The sequence below is a fragment of the Pseudomonas sp. E1MeOHC2 genome, from assembly GCF_058745025.1.
On the sequence record NZ_CP196675.1, the window covers coordinates 2,216,045 to 2,229,101 of the forward strand.

14 protein-coding genes and 1 pseudogene are annotated in these 13,057 nt (G+C 60.5%); 10 read left to right on the plus strand and 5 right to left on the minus strand.

Translation table 11 applies throughout. The features are described from left to right. Window positions 1-7: 7 nt before the first annotated feature. From ACSSU5_RS09880 to ACSSU5_RS09890, 3 genes are read left to right on the plus strand one after another with little or no spacing between them, the layout of a single operon-like run. Window positions 8-718, plus strand: a complete 711-nt coding sequence (locus ACSSU5_RS09880; protein ID WP_264311058.1) for a DUF484 family protein — start codon at window positions 8-10, stop codon at window positions 716-718. Next, window positions 718-1,617: a tyrosine recombinase XerC gene (gene xerC / locus ACSSU5_RS09885; RefSeq protein ID WP_264311057.1), complete on the plus strand. Its 900-nt coding sequence runs from the start codon at window positions 718-720 to the stop codon at window positions 1,615-1,617. The genes ACSSU5_RS09880 and xerC overlap by 1 nt, the downstream gene beginning before the upstream one ends. Continuing rightward, entirely contained in the window at window positions 1,614-2,309 is a 696-nt protein-coding gene (locus tag ACSSU5_RS09890; protein WP_264311056.1) for an HAD family hydrolase, read from the plus strand. Before xerC ends, ACSSU5_RS09890 begins: the two co-directional genes overlap by 4 nt. A 162-nt stretch (window positions 2,310-2,471) precedes the next feature. Here the strand turns inward: ACSSU5_RS09890 and sutA are convergent, their stop codons facing one another. From sutA to glnK, 3 genes are all read right to left on the minus strand, one after another. Beyond that, window positions 2,472-2,798 (minus strand): dormancy-specific transcriptional regulator SutA, encoded by a 327-nt coding sequence (gene sutA, locus ACSSU5_RS09895; RefSeq protein WP_264311054.1) that lies wholly within the window; start codon window positions 2,796-2,798, stop codon window positions 2,472-2,474. A gap of 432 nt (window positions 2,799-3,230) precedes the next feature. Then, window positions 3,231-4,562 carry an ammonium transporter gene (locus ACSSU5_RS09900; RefSeq protein WP_264311053.1) on the minus strand — a complete coding sequence of 444 codons (1,332 nt, stop codon included), beginning with the start codon at window positions 4,560-4,562 and terminating at the stop codon, window positions 3,231-3,233. Window positions 4,563-4,608: 46 nt separating this feature from the next. Further along, window positions 4,609-4,947: a P-II family nitrogen regulator gene (glnK, locus tag ACSSU5_RS09905; protein ID WP_002555808.1), complete on the minus strand. Its 339-nt coding sequence runs from the start codon at window positions 4,945-4,947 to the stop codon at window positions 4,609-4,611. A 378-nt stretch (window positions 4,948-5,325) separates the two neighbouring features. Here glnK and ACSSU5_RS09910 point away from each other — a divergent pair, with 378 nt between their 5' ends. Both ACSSU5_RS09910 and ACSSU5_RS09915 read left to right on the plus strand, forming a co-directional pair. After that, a complete protein-coding gene (locus ACSSU5_RS09910) occupies window positions 5,326-5,616 on the plus strand; it encodes an accessory factor UbiK family protein (RefSeq protein WP_492561083.1) in 291 nt (96 codons plus the stop codon). Beyond that, the gene (locus tag ACSSU5_RS09915) at window positions 5,613-6,041 is read left to right on the plus strand and encodes a TOBE domain-containing protein (protein WP_264311051.1); all 429 of its coding nucleotides are present in this window, start codon (window positions 5,613-5,615) and stop codon (window positions 6,039-6,041) included. The genes ACSSU5_RS09910 and ACSSU5_RS09915 overlap by 4 nt, the downstream gene beginning before the upstream one ends. A 25-nt stretch (window positions 6,042-6,066) precedes the next feature. Here the strand turns inward: ACSSU5_RS09915 and ACSSU5_RS09920 are convergent, their stop codons facing one another. After that, window positions 6,067-8,079, minus strand: a complete 2,013-nt coding sequence (locus ACSSU5_RS09920) for a DUF4034 domain-containing protein (RefSeq protein WP_492561084.1) — start codon at window positions 8,077-8,079, stop codon at window positions 6,067-6,069. Between the two features lie 373 nt (window positions 8,080-8,452). Here ACSSU5_RS09920 and ACSSU5_RS09925 point away from each other — a divergent pair, with 373 nt between their 5' ends. The 5 genes and pseudogenes from ACSSU5_RS09925 (at window position 8,453) to ACSSU5_RS09945 (ending at window position 11,945) form a co-directional block, all read left to right on the plus strand. After that, window positions 8,453-8,917 (plus strand): helix-turn-helix domain-containing protein, encoded by a 465-nt coding sequence (locus tag ACSSU5_RS09925; RefSeq protein WP_264311049.1) that lies wholly within the window; start codon window positions 8,453-8,455, stop codon window positions 8,915-8,917. After that, window positions 8,917-9,492, plus strand: coding sequence for a PIN domain-containing protein (locus ACSSU5_RS09930; protein ID WP_264311048.1), 576 nt, complete (start codon window positions 8,917-8,919; stop codon window positions 9,490-9,492). The genes ACSSU5_RS09925 and ACSSU5_RS09930 overlap by 1 nt, the downstream gene beginning before the upstream one ends. Before the next feature lie 151 nt (window positions 9,493-9,643). Beyond that, a pseudogene (locus ACSSU5_RS09935) lies at window positions 9,644-10,495 on the plus strand (magnesium chelatase domain-containing protein); the annotation flags it as partial. Between the two features lie 362 nt (window positions 10,496-10,857). Beyond that, on the plus strand, window positions 10,858-11,421 hold the full coding sequence (locus tag ACSSU5_RS09940; RefSeq protein ID WP_492561085.1) for a ferritin family protein: 564 nt from the start codon (window positions 10,858-10,860) through the stop codon (window positions 11,419-11,421). Further along, a complete protein-coding gene (locus ACSSU5_RS09945; protein ID WP_492561086.1) occupies window positions 11,418-11,945 on the plus strand; it encodes a hypothetical protein in 528 nt (175 codons plus the stop codon). Before ACSSU5_RS09940 ends, ACSSU5_RS09945 begins: the two co-directional genes overlap by 4 nt. On the opposite strand, the gene ACSSU5_RS09950 is transcribed toward ACSSU5_RS09945, so the two are convergent. Continuing rightward, window positions 11,942-12,871, minus strand: coding sequence for a hypothetical protein (locus tag ACSSU5_RS09950; protein ID WP_492561087.1), 930 nt, complete (start codon window positions 12,869-12,871; stop codon window positions 11,942-11,944). The two genes, ACSSU5_RS09945 and ACSSU5_RS09950, sit on opposite strands and share 4 nt — an antisense overlap. Window positions 12,872-13,057: the final 186 nt, after the last annotated feature.

Genomic DNA, 13,057 nt, shown 5'->3' on the forward strand with positions numbered 1-13,057 from the left:
AACCGCCATGACCGATCAGCCCAAGGTTGTACCCCAGCAGTCCACTGACCTCGATGCCGAGGCGGTGGTCGCGTACCTGCGCGCCCACCCCACCTTCTTCGCCGAGCACGACGAGCTGCTGCTCGAACAGCGCATCCCCCACCAGCGTGGCGACAGCGTGTCGCTGGTGGAGCGCCAGCTCAAGCTGCTGCGCGACCGCAACATCGAGATGCGCCATCGCCTGTCGCAACTGATGGACGTGGCGCGCGACAACGACCGGCTGTTCGACAAGACCCGCCGGCTGATCCTCGACCTGCTCGATGCCGGCAGCCTGGAAGAAGTGGTGATGGCGGTCGAAGACAGCCTGCGCCAGGAATTCCAGGTGCCCTTCGTCAGCCTGATCCTGTTCGGCGATAACGTCGCGCCGGTGGGCCGTTGGGTCAGCAACGCCGAGGCGAACCAGGCCATCGGCGGCCTGCTGGGGGGCGGCAAGACGGTCAGCGGCAACCTGCGCGACCATGAGCTGGCGTTCCTGTTCGGTGAAGATCAGCGTCTGGAAGTCGGCTCCAGCGCCGTTGCAGCTCTCGAATACCAAGGGCTGCACGGCGTTCTGGCGATTGGCAGCCGCGACCCGCAACACTACAAGAGCAGCGTCGGCACCCTGTTCCTCGGCTACATTGCCGAGGTGCTGGGCCGTGTCGTGCCGCGCGTTACCCAGACCCTGCGTCCGGTGCGCTGATGGAACGCCAGCTGGAAGCTTATTGCGCACACCTGCGCAATGAGCGCCAGGTATCCGAGCACACCCTGCTGGCCTATCGCCGCGACCTCGACAAGGTCATCGCCTACTGCAACGATCAGGGTATTGCCGGCTGGCCAGCGCTGCAAATCCAGCAGCTGCGCCAGTTGATCGCCCGCCAGCACCATCAGGGCCAGTCCTCGCGCAGCCTGGCGCGCTTGCTTTCAGCCGTGCGCGGCCTGTACCGCTACCTGAACCGTGAAGGGCTGTGCCAGCACGACCCGGCCAGCGGCCTTTCAGCGCCCAAGGGCGAGCGTCGCCTGCCCAAGACGCTGGACACCGACCGCGCCCTGCAACTGCTCGATGGCGGTGTCGACGACGACTTCATTGCCCGACGTGACCAAGCCATCCTCGAACTGTTCTATTCGTCAGGCCTGCGCCTGTCCGAGTTGACGGGTCTGGACCTTGAATACCTCGACCTTGCCGGCGGGCTGGTGCAGGTGCTCGGCAAAGGTGGCAAGGCTCGCGTACTGCCTGTGGGCCGCAAGGCCCGCGAAGCGCTGCAGGCATGGTTGCGCCTGCGCGGCATCGGCGGCCCACGCGACAGCGCCGTGTTCATCACCCGCCAGGGAAACCGCCTGAGCCCGCGGGCTATCCAGATGCGCGTAAAGGCCGCCGGCGAGCGCGAGCTGGGCCAGCACCTGCACCCGCACATGCTTCGCCATTCCTTCGCCAGCCATGTGCTGGAATCGTCCCAGGACCTGCGTGCGGTGCAGGAGATGCTCGGCCATGCCGACATCAGCACCACGCAGATCTACACCCACCTGGACTTCCAGCACCTGGCCGCGGTGTACGACAGCGCCCACCCTCGGGCCAAACGCAGCAAAGGCACTGACTCATGAGCATCAAGCTGATCACCTTCGACCTCGATGACACCCTGTGGGACACCGCGCCGGTGATTGCCAGCGCTGAAGTCGTCCTGCGCGACTGGCTCGAAGCCAATGCACCGATCCTCGGCGGCGTACCGGTCGAACACCTGTTCGCCATCCGCGAGCGCCTGGTGCAGGCCGAACCCGGCCTCAAGCACCGTATCAGCGCCTTGCGTCGGCGGGTGCTGTGCCATGCGCTGGAAGAAGTCGGCTACAGCGAGAAGCACGCACAGGCGTTGGCCAATGAAGGCTTTGAAGTGTTCCTGCATGCACGGCACCAGGTGGAGATCTTCCCTGAGGTGCAGCCGGTGCTGGAAATTCTGCGCCACCAATACACCCTGGGGGTGGTCACCAACGGCAACGCCGATGTGAGCAGGCTGGGCTTGGCGGACTACTTCCGCTTCGCCTTGTGCGCCGAAGATCTGGGGATCGGCAAGCCGGACCCAGCACCCTTCCTGGAGGCGTTGAAACGTGGCGAGGTGGAAGCCAGTGCGGCGGTGCATGTTGGCGACCATCCTGGCGATGACATCGCCGGTGCCCAGCGGGCCGGGTTGCGCGCCGTGTGGTTCAACCCGCAAGGCAAGGTCTGGGCCGGAGAGCGGGCGCCAGATGCCCAAATTCAGCGGCTTTCGCAGTTGCCTGAGGTGATCGCGCGCTGGCGCTGACAGGGGCCGCTTTGCGGCCCATTCGCGGGGCAAGCCCGCTCCCACAGACGTGTTGCTACCGGTGGGAACGGGCTTGCCCGCGAATGGGCCAGCACAGGCAGCGATAAGCCCCAGCCCACAAAAAAGCCCGCAGCGACGGCGGGCTCTTTTGTGTGCAACCACTCAGATAGGGCGGCTACCGTATTTGTTGTCCGGCTTCTTGGGCGGGTCGGCGACCACGTTGGCCTCCACTTCCTGCACCTTGCCACCGCGCGAAAGGAACTCTTCCATCGCCTTGGCCAGGGCATCGCGCTCCTTCTGCTTGGCTTCCATGCTCGGCATCTCGTCTACCGAGACAGCGGCCTTGGACTTGCCTTTGGCAGTGGGCGCGGGGCTATCGTCTTCGCCGGAGTCTTCCGCAACGTCATCAGCCGCTGCTTCTAGACCTTCATCAGCCTCATCATCGTCGCCTACTTCGAGGTCGTCGTTTTCCAGATCATCGTCGCTCATGTTCTACCTCATGACTTGCGAAAAGCAGGTTAGTTATAGACCAGTGCAGCCGTAGACCGGCAGCCACCAGTGAAAATTCAACTGGCCGTGGGTTGGCCACTGCCCTGGGCATCCACCTCCTGATGGGAGGGTTTGTACCCTGCAGGCCCTGCTCCTGGCAGGGCCTGACGAAATTCTTGAGCCACTTGCCGGCCACGCACTCATGGCAAGCCTAGCAAAGGCTGGGGAAGCATGCGGACTGCTTGTCCAACACCCTTCGGCGCGCATTCTAGCGCGCCCGTGGAAAAAGCAAAGCTCCATAAACACCCGTCATCTTGTAAGTTTTCCGCCTACGTCGCGAACGTGAGGGATAAACCGTTTGCCGTGCGGGAAATGGCAAAAATCAGACGAAAAAATGCCCGGCGAACCGGGCAAGTTTTTCCTGCGTCGCGGTTACAGGTTGTAGCCGCGTTCGTTGTGCTGAGCCAGGTCGAGGCCGACCGACTCTTCTTCTTCGTTGACCCGCAGCCCCATCACCACGTCCAGTACCTTGAGGATCACGTAGGTAACGATGGCGGTGTAGACCACGGTGAATATCACGCCCTTGGCCTGGATCCAGACCTGCATGCCGATATCGGTGACAGCGCCGAACCCGCCCAGGGCCGGTGCCGCGAACACACCGGTCAGAATGGCGCCGACGATACCGCCGATGCCGTGCACACCGAAGGCGTCCAGCGAGTCGTCATAGCCCAGCTTGCGCTTGAGGCTGGTGGCGCAGAAGTAGCAGATCACACCCGAGGACAGGCCGATCACCAGGGCCCCCATCGGGCCCACGGTGCCTGCGGCAGGCGTGATGGCGACCAGGCCGGCGACCACACCCGAGGCGATGCCCAGTGCGCTCGGTTTACCGTGGCCAAGCCATTCGGCGAACATCCAACCCAGGGCAGCAGCAGCGGTAGCGATCTGGGTCACCAGCATGGCCATCCCGGCGGTGCCGTTGGCGGCAGCGGCGGAACCTGCGTTGAAGCCAAACCAGCCGATCCACAGCATGGCCGCGCCCATCAGGGTGTAGCCCAGGTTGTGCGGGGCCATCGGCGTGGTCGGGTAGCCCTTGCGCTTACCCAGTACCAGGCAGCACACAAGGCCTGCGATACCTGCGTTGATGTGCACCACGGTGCCGCCAGCGAAGTCCAGTACGCCCCAGTCCCACATCAGCGCGCCATCGCCGCTCCACACCATGTGTGCGATCGGTGCATACACCAGGGTGAACCAGATGCCCATGAACACCAGCATCGCGGAAAACTTCATACGTTCGGCGAAGGCACCGACGATCAGCGCCGGGGTGATGATGGCGAAGGTCATCTGGAAGGTGATGAACACCGCCTCAGGGAACAACGCGGCGGCCGAGGTCAGGCTGTCGGGCGTGACGCCACTGAGAAAGGCCTTGGAGAAGCCACCGACGAAGGAATTGAAGTTGAGCACGCCCTTTTCCATACCGGTGGTATCGAAGGCCATGCTGTAGCCGTAGACGACCCAGAGAATGCTCATCAGACCGGTGATCGCGAAGCACTGCATCATCACCGAAAGCACGTTCTTGGAACGCACCATGCCGCCATAGAACAGGGCCAGGCCCGGGATGGTCATGAACAGCACCAGCGCCGTAGCGGTCAACATCCAGGCGGTGTCGCCGGAGTTCAGCGCTGGGGCAGCTTCCTCTGCCAGGGCAAGCCCGGGCATTACGAGGGACAATAGGGCTCCTAGCCCTGCGATCTTACGCAGAGTCATGTTGTTTTCTCCTGGGGCGTTGGGTTTGGTGAGGCTTTTTTGTTACTTAGATCGCGTCGGTATCGGTTTCGCCGGTACGGATGCGGATCGCCTGCTCCAGATTCACCACGAAGATCTTGCCGTCACCGATCTTGCCGGTGTTGGCTGCCTTGGTGATGGCTTCGATCACCCGATCAAGGTCCTTGTCGTCGATGGCGACGTCGATCTTCACCTTGGGCAGGAAGTCGACCACGTATTCAGCACCGCGATACAGCTCGGTGTGGCCCTTCTGCCGACCGAAGCCTTTGACTTCAGTGACGGTGATGCCCTGCACGCCGATTTCCGACAGCGACTCGCGTACGTCGTCCAGCTTGAACGGCTTGATGATGGCTGTGACTAGCTTCATGAAACTCTCTCCCGATTTGGTGGACTTGCCCCAGGAAAACAAACCCGTCTCAAGTCTAAGCGCAGCGGTTAGCTTTGTAACGCGTCGTCGGCATCCGGCTCCGCGTGCGCACTGCCTGGTCACAAGGAACTGCATCAGTGCATGGCTCGTACAGGTCATTGCAGAAACCTTGCCAGTTCCACTAAAGCCTCAAAAAACAGCGAGTTGCCTGAAACAGCCGCGGTTGGCCAGTCGCCAGCATCAAAAAGATGCACAACTTCGGTGCATCACGGCCAGGCGGCTTGCTCGAAAAATGTGCAGCGCACAACCCCTGCAAAAGCGGGTTTTGGTGCGTGCTACACTGCAGGTCATTTTTTCAGTTTCAGTGGACAGCCGAACATGCTCGCGCCCAAAGCCCTCCTCGATGCCCTGAGCGACCAGGCCTCGCGCCTTTTCAGCAGCGATACCGCCCAGCCCCGCGCCGAACTCGAAAGCCAGTTCAAGGTGCTGATGCAGGGTGCCTTCAGTAAGCTGGACCTGGTCAGCCGCGAAGAATTCGACAGCCAGATGGTCGTCCTGGCCCGTACCCGTGCTCGCCTGGAAGCGCTGGAAAAGCAGGTCGCCGAGCTGGAAGCGCGGATGGCGCCACCCACCCAGGAATCACAATCGACACGGAGTGCTTCAGCATGAAAGTCAGTGCCCGCAATGTCTTCGAAGGTACCGTCAGCGCGGTTCAGCCCGGTGCGGTCAATGCCGAGGTCGAACTGACCCTGGCCGGCGGCGAAAAACTGGTGGCCGTGGTCACCATGACCAGCTTGCATAACCTTGGCATCAACGTCGGCAAACAAGCCGTAGCGTTGGTGAAGGCGCCATGGGTCGTGCTGATGACCGATGCCGACGGCTACCGCCTCTCGGCGCGCAATGCCCTGGAAGGTGAAGTGGTGCGAGTCGGCGACGGCGCGGTCAACGCAGAAGTCGTGCTGAAGCTGGCGGGGGGGACCGAGGTTTTCGCCATCGTCACCCGCGAAGCCGTTCAAGAGCTTGGCCTTGCCCCCGGTGTAAGCGCCACTGCGCTGATCAAGGCCTCGCACATCATCCTCGGCGCAAGGCCCTGACCCATTGACAGCCACAGGCCTGGGTTCATGCCCAGGCCTGAGCGCTCGCTCGCTTCGGTGGTAACTCGCTGGGGTGCAATGTGCCACGGAACAGCGTCGCACCGCACAAAGTGAACAGCGTTTTTACCCGGTTGTGCGAGTTGAGTATTTCGGCCTGGATATGCTCGATGTCGTTGTCAGCCGGCTGCAACGCAACCGCGCGGTTGATCCACTCGATGGCCGCGAAGCGGCTTTGCTTGCGCGTGCCCTGCCCTTGCATCCAGGCCAGCCCCAGCTCCGCGCTGGCGCGGGCGGCAATCCAGTCGTCCGGGTGCTCGACCAGGCCAAGCAAGTATTCGACGGCTTCGGCCTGCTCCTGCGGCTCACCGAACTGACGCAGCAGAATACCCAGTTGTAGACGCGCACTGGCAGCGGTCTGCACGTTGCCCAACGCATCGCTCAGCAAGCGCCTGACTGCCAGCATGGCACTGCGCTCATTCAAGGCTTCTGCGCTTTGCATGCGTCGGCATGCCAGGGCGTATTTGGCCTGCTTGCAACCGGTCTCTACCGCGCGCAGCAACCAATACTCGGCGGCACGGGTATCCAGGTACTGCTCTGGGGTGTTGGTCAGCGCACCACGGTGCAGGTCATGGAGGCTGAGGGCAGCCTCTGGCAGGCTCAGCTCGGCAGACCGTTCATAAAGGTAGAAGGCGGCCTCGTGCAGGTTGGCAGCCCAGAGCAGGCGTGCCACTTCCAGCACGTCCAAACCCGGCCCTTGACGGCCACATTGGCGTTTAACCGCAGCCTGCGACCAAACACGTGCCTGCTCGTTCGAACACTGAAAACCCCACAGACCAAACCAATGCCCCACCGCCCGCAGCGCGCAAGCGGCGGGGTGCGAGTGGCTCTCGCAAAGGCGCTCGATGGCGATACGAAATGCCTGCTGGTCATCCTTCACACCATGGAACAGCATGAGGCAGACAAAACTACGGAAGGGCTGGCCGATGGCCGGGGCGAACCCCAGGTCAGGGTAAAGATTCACACAGACGACAAAATCGCGCAGGCCGCCCGCGTAGTCGTGCTGAGCACCACAACGCAAAGCGCCACGCCATGCCAACAAGGTAGCGCGCTCCCTGGGCCTGAGCGGACGAAGCGACCACGCCATGAAGACCTGCTGCCAGGCCGCAATCGACTGCGATTGGCCGGCATGCGGCAGTTCGAGCTGGTCCTCGATAGCCAGCCAGCGCAGCGCATTGCGCTGCTCTTCGCTCCAGCGTTCGCACAGCGGGCCACTGGCCAATTGCTCAATCGCCGCGTAACTGCCTCCCCAACGGGGTAACAGGTAGGCAGCACGGGCCTGGAGCGCTTCAAAACAGCCGGGGAATGCGCCAAGGGCATGGCGCAGCCAATAATGCTGGGCATCTTCTCGCCCTTGCTCGGCACGTTCGCCCAGGCACGCTGGCAAGGCTTGTGGCAGCTCGGCCAGTGGCAGCAGGCCGTATTTCACCAGAAGCGGCGCGGCAGCCTCCTGCACCTCCACATCGGCATGAGCACTCGGGCTGAAGCGCGCCGGCTGGCCGTTGAACAGTTCAAGCAACCAGCCGGGCTCGGCAAAGTGCGCGCTGATCCGCAGCATGCCAATAGCCGCCGCCACCGGCTGCGCCGAACGGCCCATGGCACGCAACAAGTGGGCGGCGCCTAGTTCGCAAACCTGATCGGCCGCCAGCCTGGACTCGGCGCTAATGGCGTCTGCCGCGGCCTTACTGCGGATATGACAGGCCCGGCTGAAACAGTGGAAACCCATCACCACCTGAGGGTGATAGGCCCTGGGGCAGGCATCGATCCAGGCTTTGAGAATCTGCGTCAGGGCCTTGTCGCCCTGGCTGTCCCAATCGACCAGCATGTGCCCTTCGACCGCCTCCAGATAGGCAGGAAACTCACCGGGGAGCGACTGCCGCCAGCGCACTTCAAGGATGTCGAAGAAGCGGTTGAGTTCAACGAATGCACTGGCCTGCACCAGTTCACGAATGGTCTGGCGAGTACGAGTGAGCGTTTGCACGGGGCAATACCTCAAGTCCATTTGAAGGAAGTCGCGTTGCCATCCCATGGCAATCGCAGTAGCACTTCAACACTAAGCCATACCCTGGACCTGCGCAAAGCCAATTGGATCCATTTTTGTCAAATAGTGTGAAAACCCAGGGAAAACCCCTGAGCTGAAAAACCAGGACGCACACTTCTTGCGCTGTTCGTGGCTGACGCCGTTAAGCTTGCCCAAGCCGCGCACAGGCACCGACGGCCAACTGCAGCGCAACTCCAGCGCCATCTCTTGTTTCGTTTATTTCGACTATTGCTTGTTTCGTTTGTTTCGAATAAAAATTAGCTACCTGTCGTACCAGGCGTCAGGAATTCCAATTAGCTGCTGGAGAACACCCATGACCACCGCCGATCTAGCTCAAACCATCCTCCCCGATGAAAAAGCGATCGCTGCGGCTATTGAGTCAAGCCGCCAGATTGCCGCTTTCCTCTCGACGAAGCTGGATACTCAGCGCATTGAGCTCGTTGATGAAGCCCAGCAACGTCAGACCGTTGAACTGCCAACGTTCGCGCTCAGACTGCTCGGCGACATACTCAACGAACTGGCCTTGGGCAACACCGTAAAGGTGGTGCCTATTCATGCAGAACTGACCACTCAAGAAGGCGCAGACATGCTCAACGTCTCGCGCCCTCACCTGGTCAAGCTTCTAGACGAGGGGCTAATCCCACATACCAAAACCGGCAGCCACCGCCGCATAAAATTCACCGACCTGATGGCTTACAAGGCTGAGCGTGATAAAGCGAGCCAGGCCGCCATGGAAGCACTGGCTGCACAAGCCCAAGAACTCAATATGGGGTATTGATGAGGCAGTCACCCTTTACCGTTGTCTATGATGCCTGCGTGCTGTATCCCGCGCCCTTGCGTGATCTACTGATGCATCTGGCTCTGACAGGCGTGTATCGCGCGCGCTGGTCCGAGCAAATTCACGATGAATGGACGCGAAACGTGTTGAAAAACCGCCCTGACATAGCGGCTGCACAACTTGCTCGCACAGTCGCATTCATGAATCAGGCTGTTGCTGACTCCTTGGTGAGCGACTACGAGCCGTTGATACAAGGGCTAGACCTTCCTGACGAAGACGATAGACACGTCTTGGCGGCAGCCATCAAATGTGGCGCCACAGTGATCGTCACATACAACCTCAAAGATTTCCCGCCCACGATCTTGAAACGTTTTGAGATCGAAGCATTGCATCCCGATGTGTTCCTTTCCGACATTTGGGACCTTGACCAAGCAGCCGTGCTCGAGGCCGTCAAGAAGCAGCGCGTGGCGCTGAAGAACCCTGTTTATACACCCCGCGAGCTACTCGATACGCTCCTCAAGCAGCGACTCCCAGAGATCGTCAAGCAACTCTCGAATTACGAACTGTTGATCTGAGCATCCTGCCGTCTGAATCGCAGCGACGTGTCAGCTTCATAGTTCAAGCCTGAAAAACCCGGACGCACACTTCTTGCGCTGTTCGTGGCTGACGCCGCTAAGCTTGCCCAAGCCGCAGGAAGCGGCCCCATTCCGCGACAATGGAGCGTCCATGTCACTTGCCCTCGTCCACAGCCGCGCCCAGGTTGGCGTGCAGGCACCGGCGGTCAGCGTCGAAACACATCTGGCCAACGGGCTCCCCCACCTGACCCTGGTCGGCCTGCCCGAAACCACGGTCAAGGAAAGCAAAGACCGGGTACGCAGTGCCATCGTCAATTCCAGCCTGGATTACCCCGCCAGGCGCATCACGCAGAACCTGGCACCTGCCGACCTGCCCAAGGATGGCGGGCGCTATGACCTGGCCATTGCCCTGGGCATTCTCGCCGCCAGTGGGCAGGTCCCGGTGGCTACCCTTTGTGACATCGAGTGCCTGGGCGAACTGGCGCTGTCCGGCCAACTGCGCCCCGTGCAGGGTGTGCTGCCGGCGGCTCTGGCGGCAAGAGAAGCGGGCCGCGCCCTGGTAGTACCACGGGAAAACGCCGAGGAAGCAAGCCTTGCAGGCGGGCTTGTGGTGTATGCCGTCGGGCACCTGCTGGAACTGGTCGCCCACCTGAACGGCCAAGTGCCCCTGCCGCCCTATGCCGCTAATGGCCTGGTCTTGAACAGCCGGCCCTACCCCGATCTCAGCGAGGTACAGGGCCAGGTGGCGGCCAAGCGCGCCTTGCTGCTGGCCGCAGCCGGGGCCCATAACCTGCTGTTTACCGGCCCGCCCGGTACCGGCAAGACACTGCTTGCCAGCCGCCTGCCAGGGCTTCTGCCGCCGCTGGATGAGCGCGAAGCACTGGAGGTGGCGGCCATTCAGTCGGTCAGCGGCCATGCGCCGCTAAACAGCTGGCCGCAACGCCCCTTCCGCCACCCGCACCACTCCGCCTCTGGCCCTGCACTGGTAGGCGGCAGCTGTAGGTTTTCGAATTAAGTGCGAAATATTCGAAATAGATGCGACTGTAAAAGCTGTTTGCGTGCGTCTGAGAATCGAGAGTACGGAATTGACAGCGATTGGGAACGCTGGTGTCGCGATATGCACCAGAACTTCAGCGCGCGCTCGCAGAAGGTATGAATCGTTTTTCTCGCCCCAACCGTGGTCTCTGGCATACCCGCAGCCTGCCTGCTGATCGGGTACTTGTTTCTAAGCCTAGCAGGAGTGATCTAGGAGACGCCGATGGCTGCAAGAATGCGCCCCAGAGCGGCTAGGGGTGCGAGTGACAGTTGGATGAGGTAACTTACGCGCCCTCATCATAGGTACTTTTCTGGAGTGGGCTCGCCTGCATGTCGCATGCTGATATTTTCTTAACGGTGCTCGTAGGTACCATTGCCATTGGGGGCTGCGCGATGCTCCCGAAGCTGATTGAAGACGTGGTTTCTGCAGTTCAAGTGCATCGATTCGCCAGGGACATTCGCGCCGCGATAAAATTTTGCCAGCCGACATGGTCAGAAGTCTGCGACCTGGCTAAGACAGCAGGCGTTACCGACCGCACGGCTTACGATATCGCTTGCAGAATTCGGCACAGCATCATGACAGGTGGCGAGGACCAAAATGGTGTGGCGGACCACCGAGCCTTGGTCGACGGCTGGATCGCCGAATATCGCAGAAAAGAGCCTTTTGAGGGTCTTCCGGATTCAATGCGCGTTTCGTTGGAGCGCTTAGAGCACGCGAAGTCAAAACCATTAGGAATGTTACGCAAACAGATCGAGGGCGGCTGGGACCGCGGCCTCCGAAACCAGACACGCACGCGAGTGGTACGGGGTTCGGCCGTGGGAAAGGCGTGGGCAAATCAGAGCATGTGGCGGATAACGTCCCTGATGCCGAAGTGGAGTCGTTTGGGTTCTTGAACGACGTATGGCATGCATTTATATCGATCAAGAAAGATAACCCCAAGCGTGTAACTGATGTGAGCTGGTACACACCCCCAAAATTCCACACGGGCACTACGCCGAGGATCATGCTGTTCAATGCCGAGGGGCTGACGCCTGATCAAGGTAAAGCCCTTCGCTGGATCTACCTCGATGCAGAATGTACCGAACGCCGAGGGATGATGGTGCTGCGCATCATAGTGGATGGCCAGGCTTATCTCTGTTTTGAGATACAGCGTGCTGAACCGGACGAAAAGAACAAGAAGCCTGTCGGTTACTCGGGAGTATTGATGCCTTGCAGCATCACCGATCTGATTGAGATGGAGGAGTTCATCAACCGGGTGTGCAAAGCGACACGCCGGGCTTTGGGCAATTTCTGGGACCTTCTCGGCCTGTTTCCCAACGAAACGATCATTTTCCGACACCGTCCGCATGGAAAGGCCCTCGTTCACCGCCGGAGGTTCATAAACGCGTTCGGACAGATGAAGATCAAACTGGTCTAGGGCTTCGTCAGTTCCTGTGATCTGAGGAAGCTGCTAGCTGCAGGCACCCACAACCTGGAAGTGCCGTGTTCAACGCTGAAACCGTCCGTGTTATCGAAACGTTCGGTCCTGTACGCCAGCGCCTTCCGGTTAACGCGAGACAGATCATGGAAGTAGATCAGCGCCTTGGCAATCCAGCGAACCTCAAAGTCTCCCTGGCCCTGATCACGTAGCAAGGCCACGAGCTCCCGCTCAGCCTTCGCCTTCTTGGCTTTCTGTAACCAGCGCTTGTCCGGTTTCGCTTCTAGCTGCAGGCCATAGGTTCTGTTGAGATGGCCAATAAACCCGGTGAGGGCTGCAATCTGACCCGGAGAATTTCGCCAGAAGGCTTCTACCGCTTTCATCGCAGGCTTCGCCTCGTGAGCCAGCCGCGCACTTCTGAGGAAATTCGTGGCAGCCCTCAAAGCCAGCCGGACAGAGCGTAAATCCGTTTCCTGTCGATTGACGCGTAACAACAAGACCGCGTGGTAGCCGGACAACAGCTTTTGGGACCAGCCATCCTCCAACTCAGCCAGGACAGCTTCGATCCGTCGTTTTTCAGTATGGTTTTCACGACTCGCAACGCAGACGTGGACATAACCAGATTTCTCGAGCCAGCGCATTGGGTTTTCGGCACGACGCAGCTTGGCCGCCCCGAAATGATCGAGAAGCCGCTCATAGGAAGGCACGTTGCCCCAGGTCACCTCCAGCTCACGAAAGAAGAGGTAGTGGGCATTGATACTCAGGGCAGCGTTGTGTGGCCCGCTCCGTTCAAGTAACCATAGCGAGAACGCCAGAAAAGCTTTACCCAGAACTGCATTCAGCCCGTTCAAGTTGATCTCAACACGCTTTGACAGCAGTCCAGTCCAGTAGCACGGCTCGCATTCACTGATGCGGCCGGCTGGCATCTGGTTTCCACAGGAAGGGCACGATCGCTCGCCTTCCTCATGGCAAAGCTTGCATTGCATTTCGCCGTCAGAATCTTCGACTAGTACGCGGTGCCGACGGCAACTTGGGCAGGTGGCTTTTGCGGGTTCTCGGCATTTCTGGCAGCTGCGAAGACCTGTAACTGAACTGACCGCGATTCGCTGCGA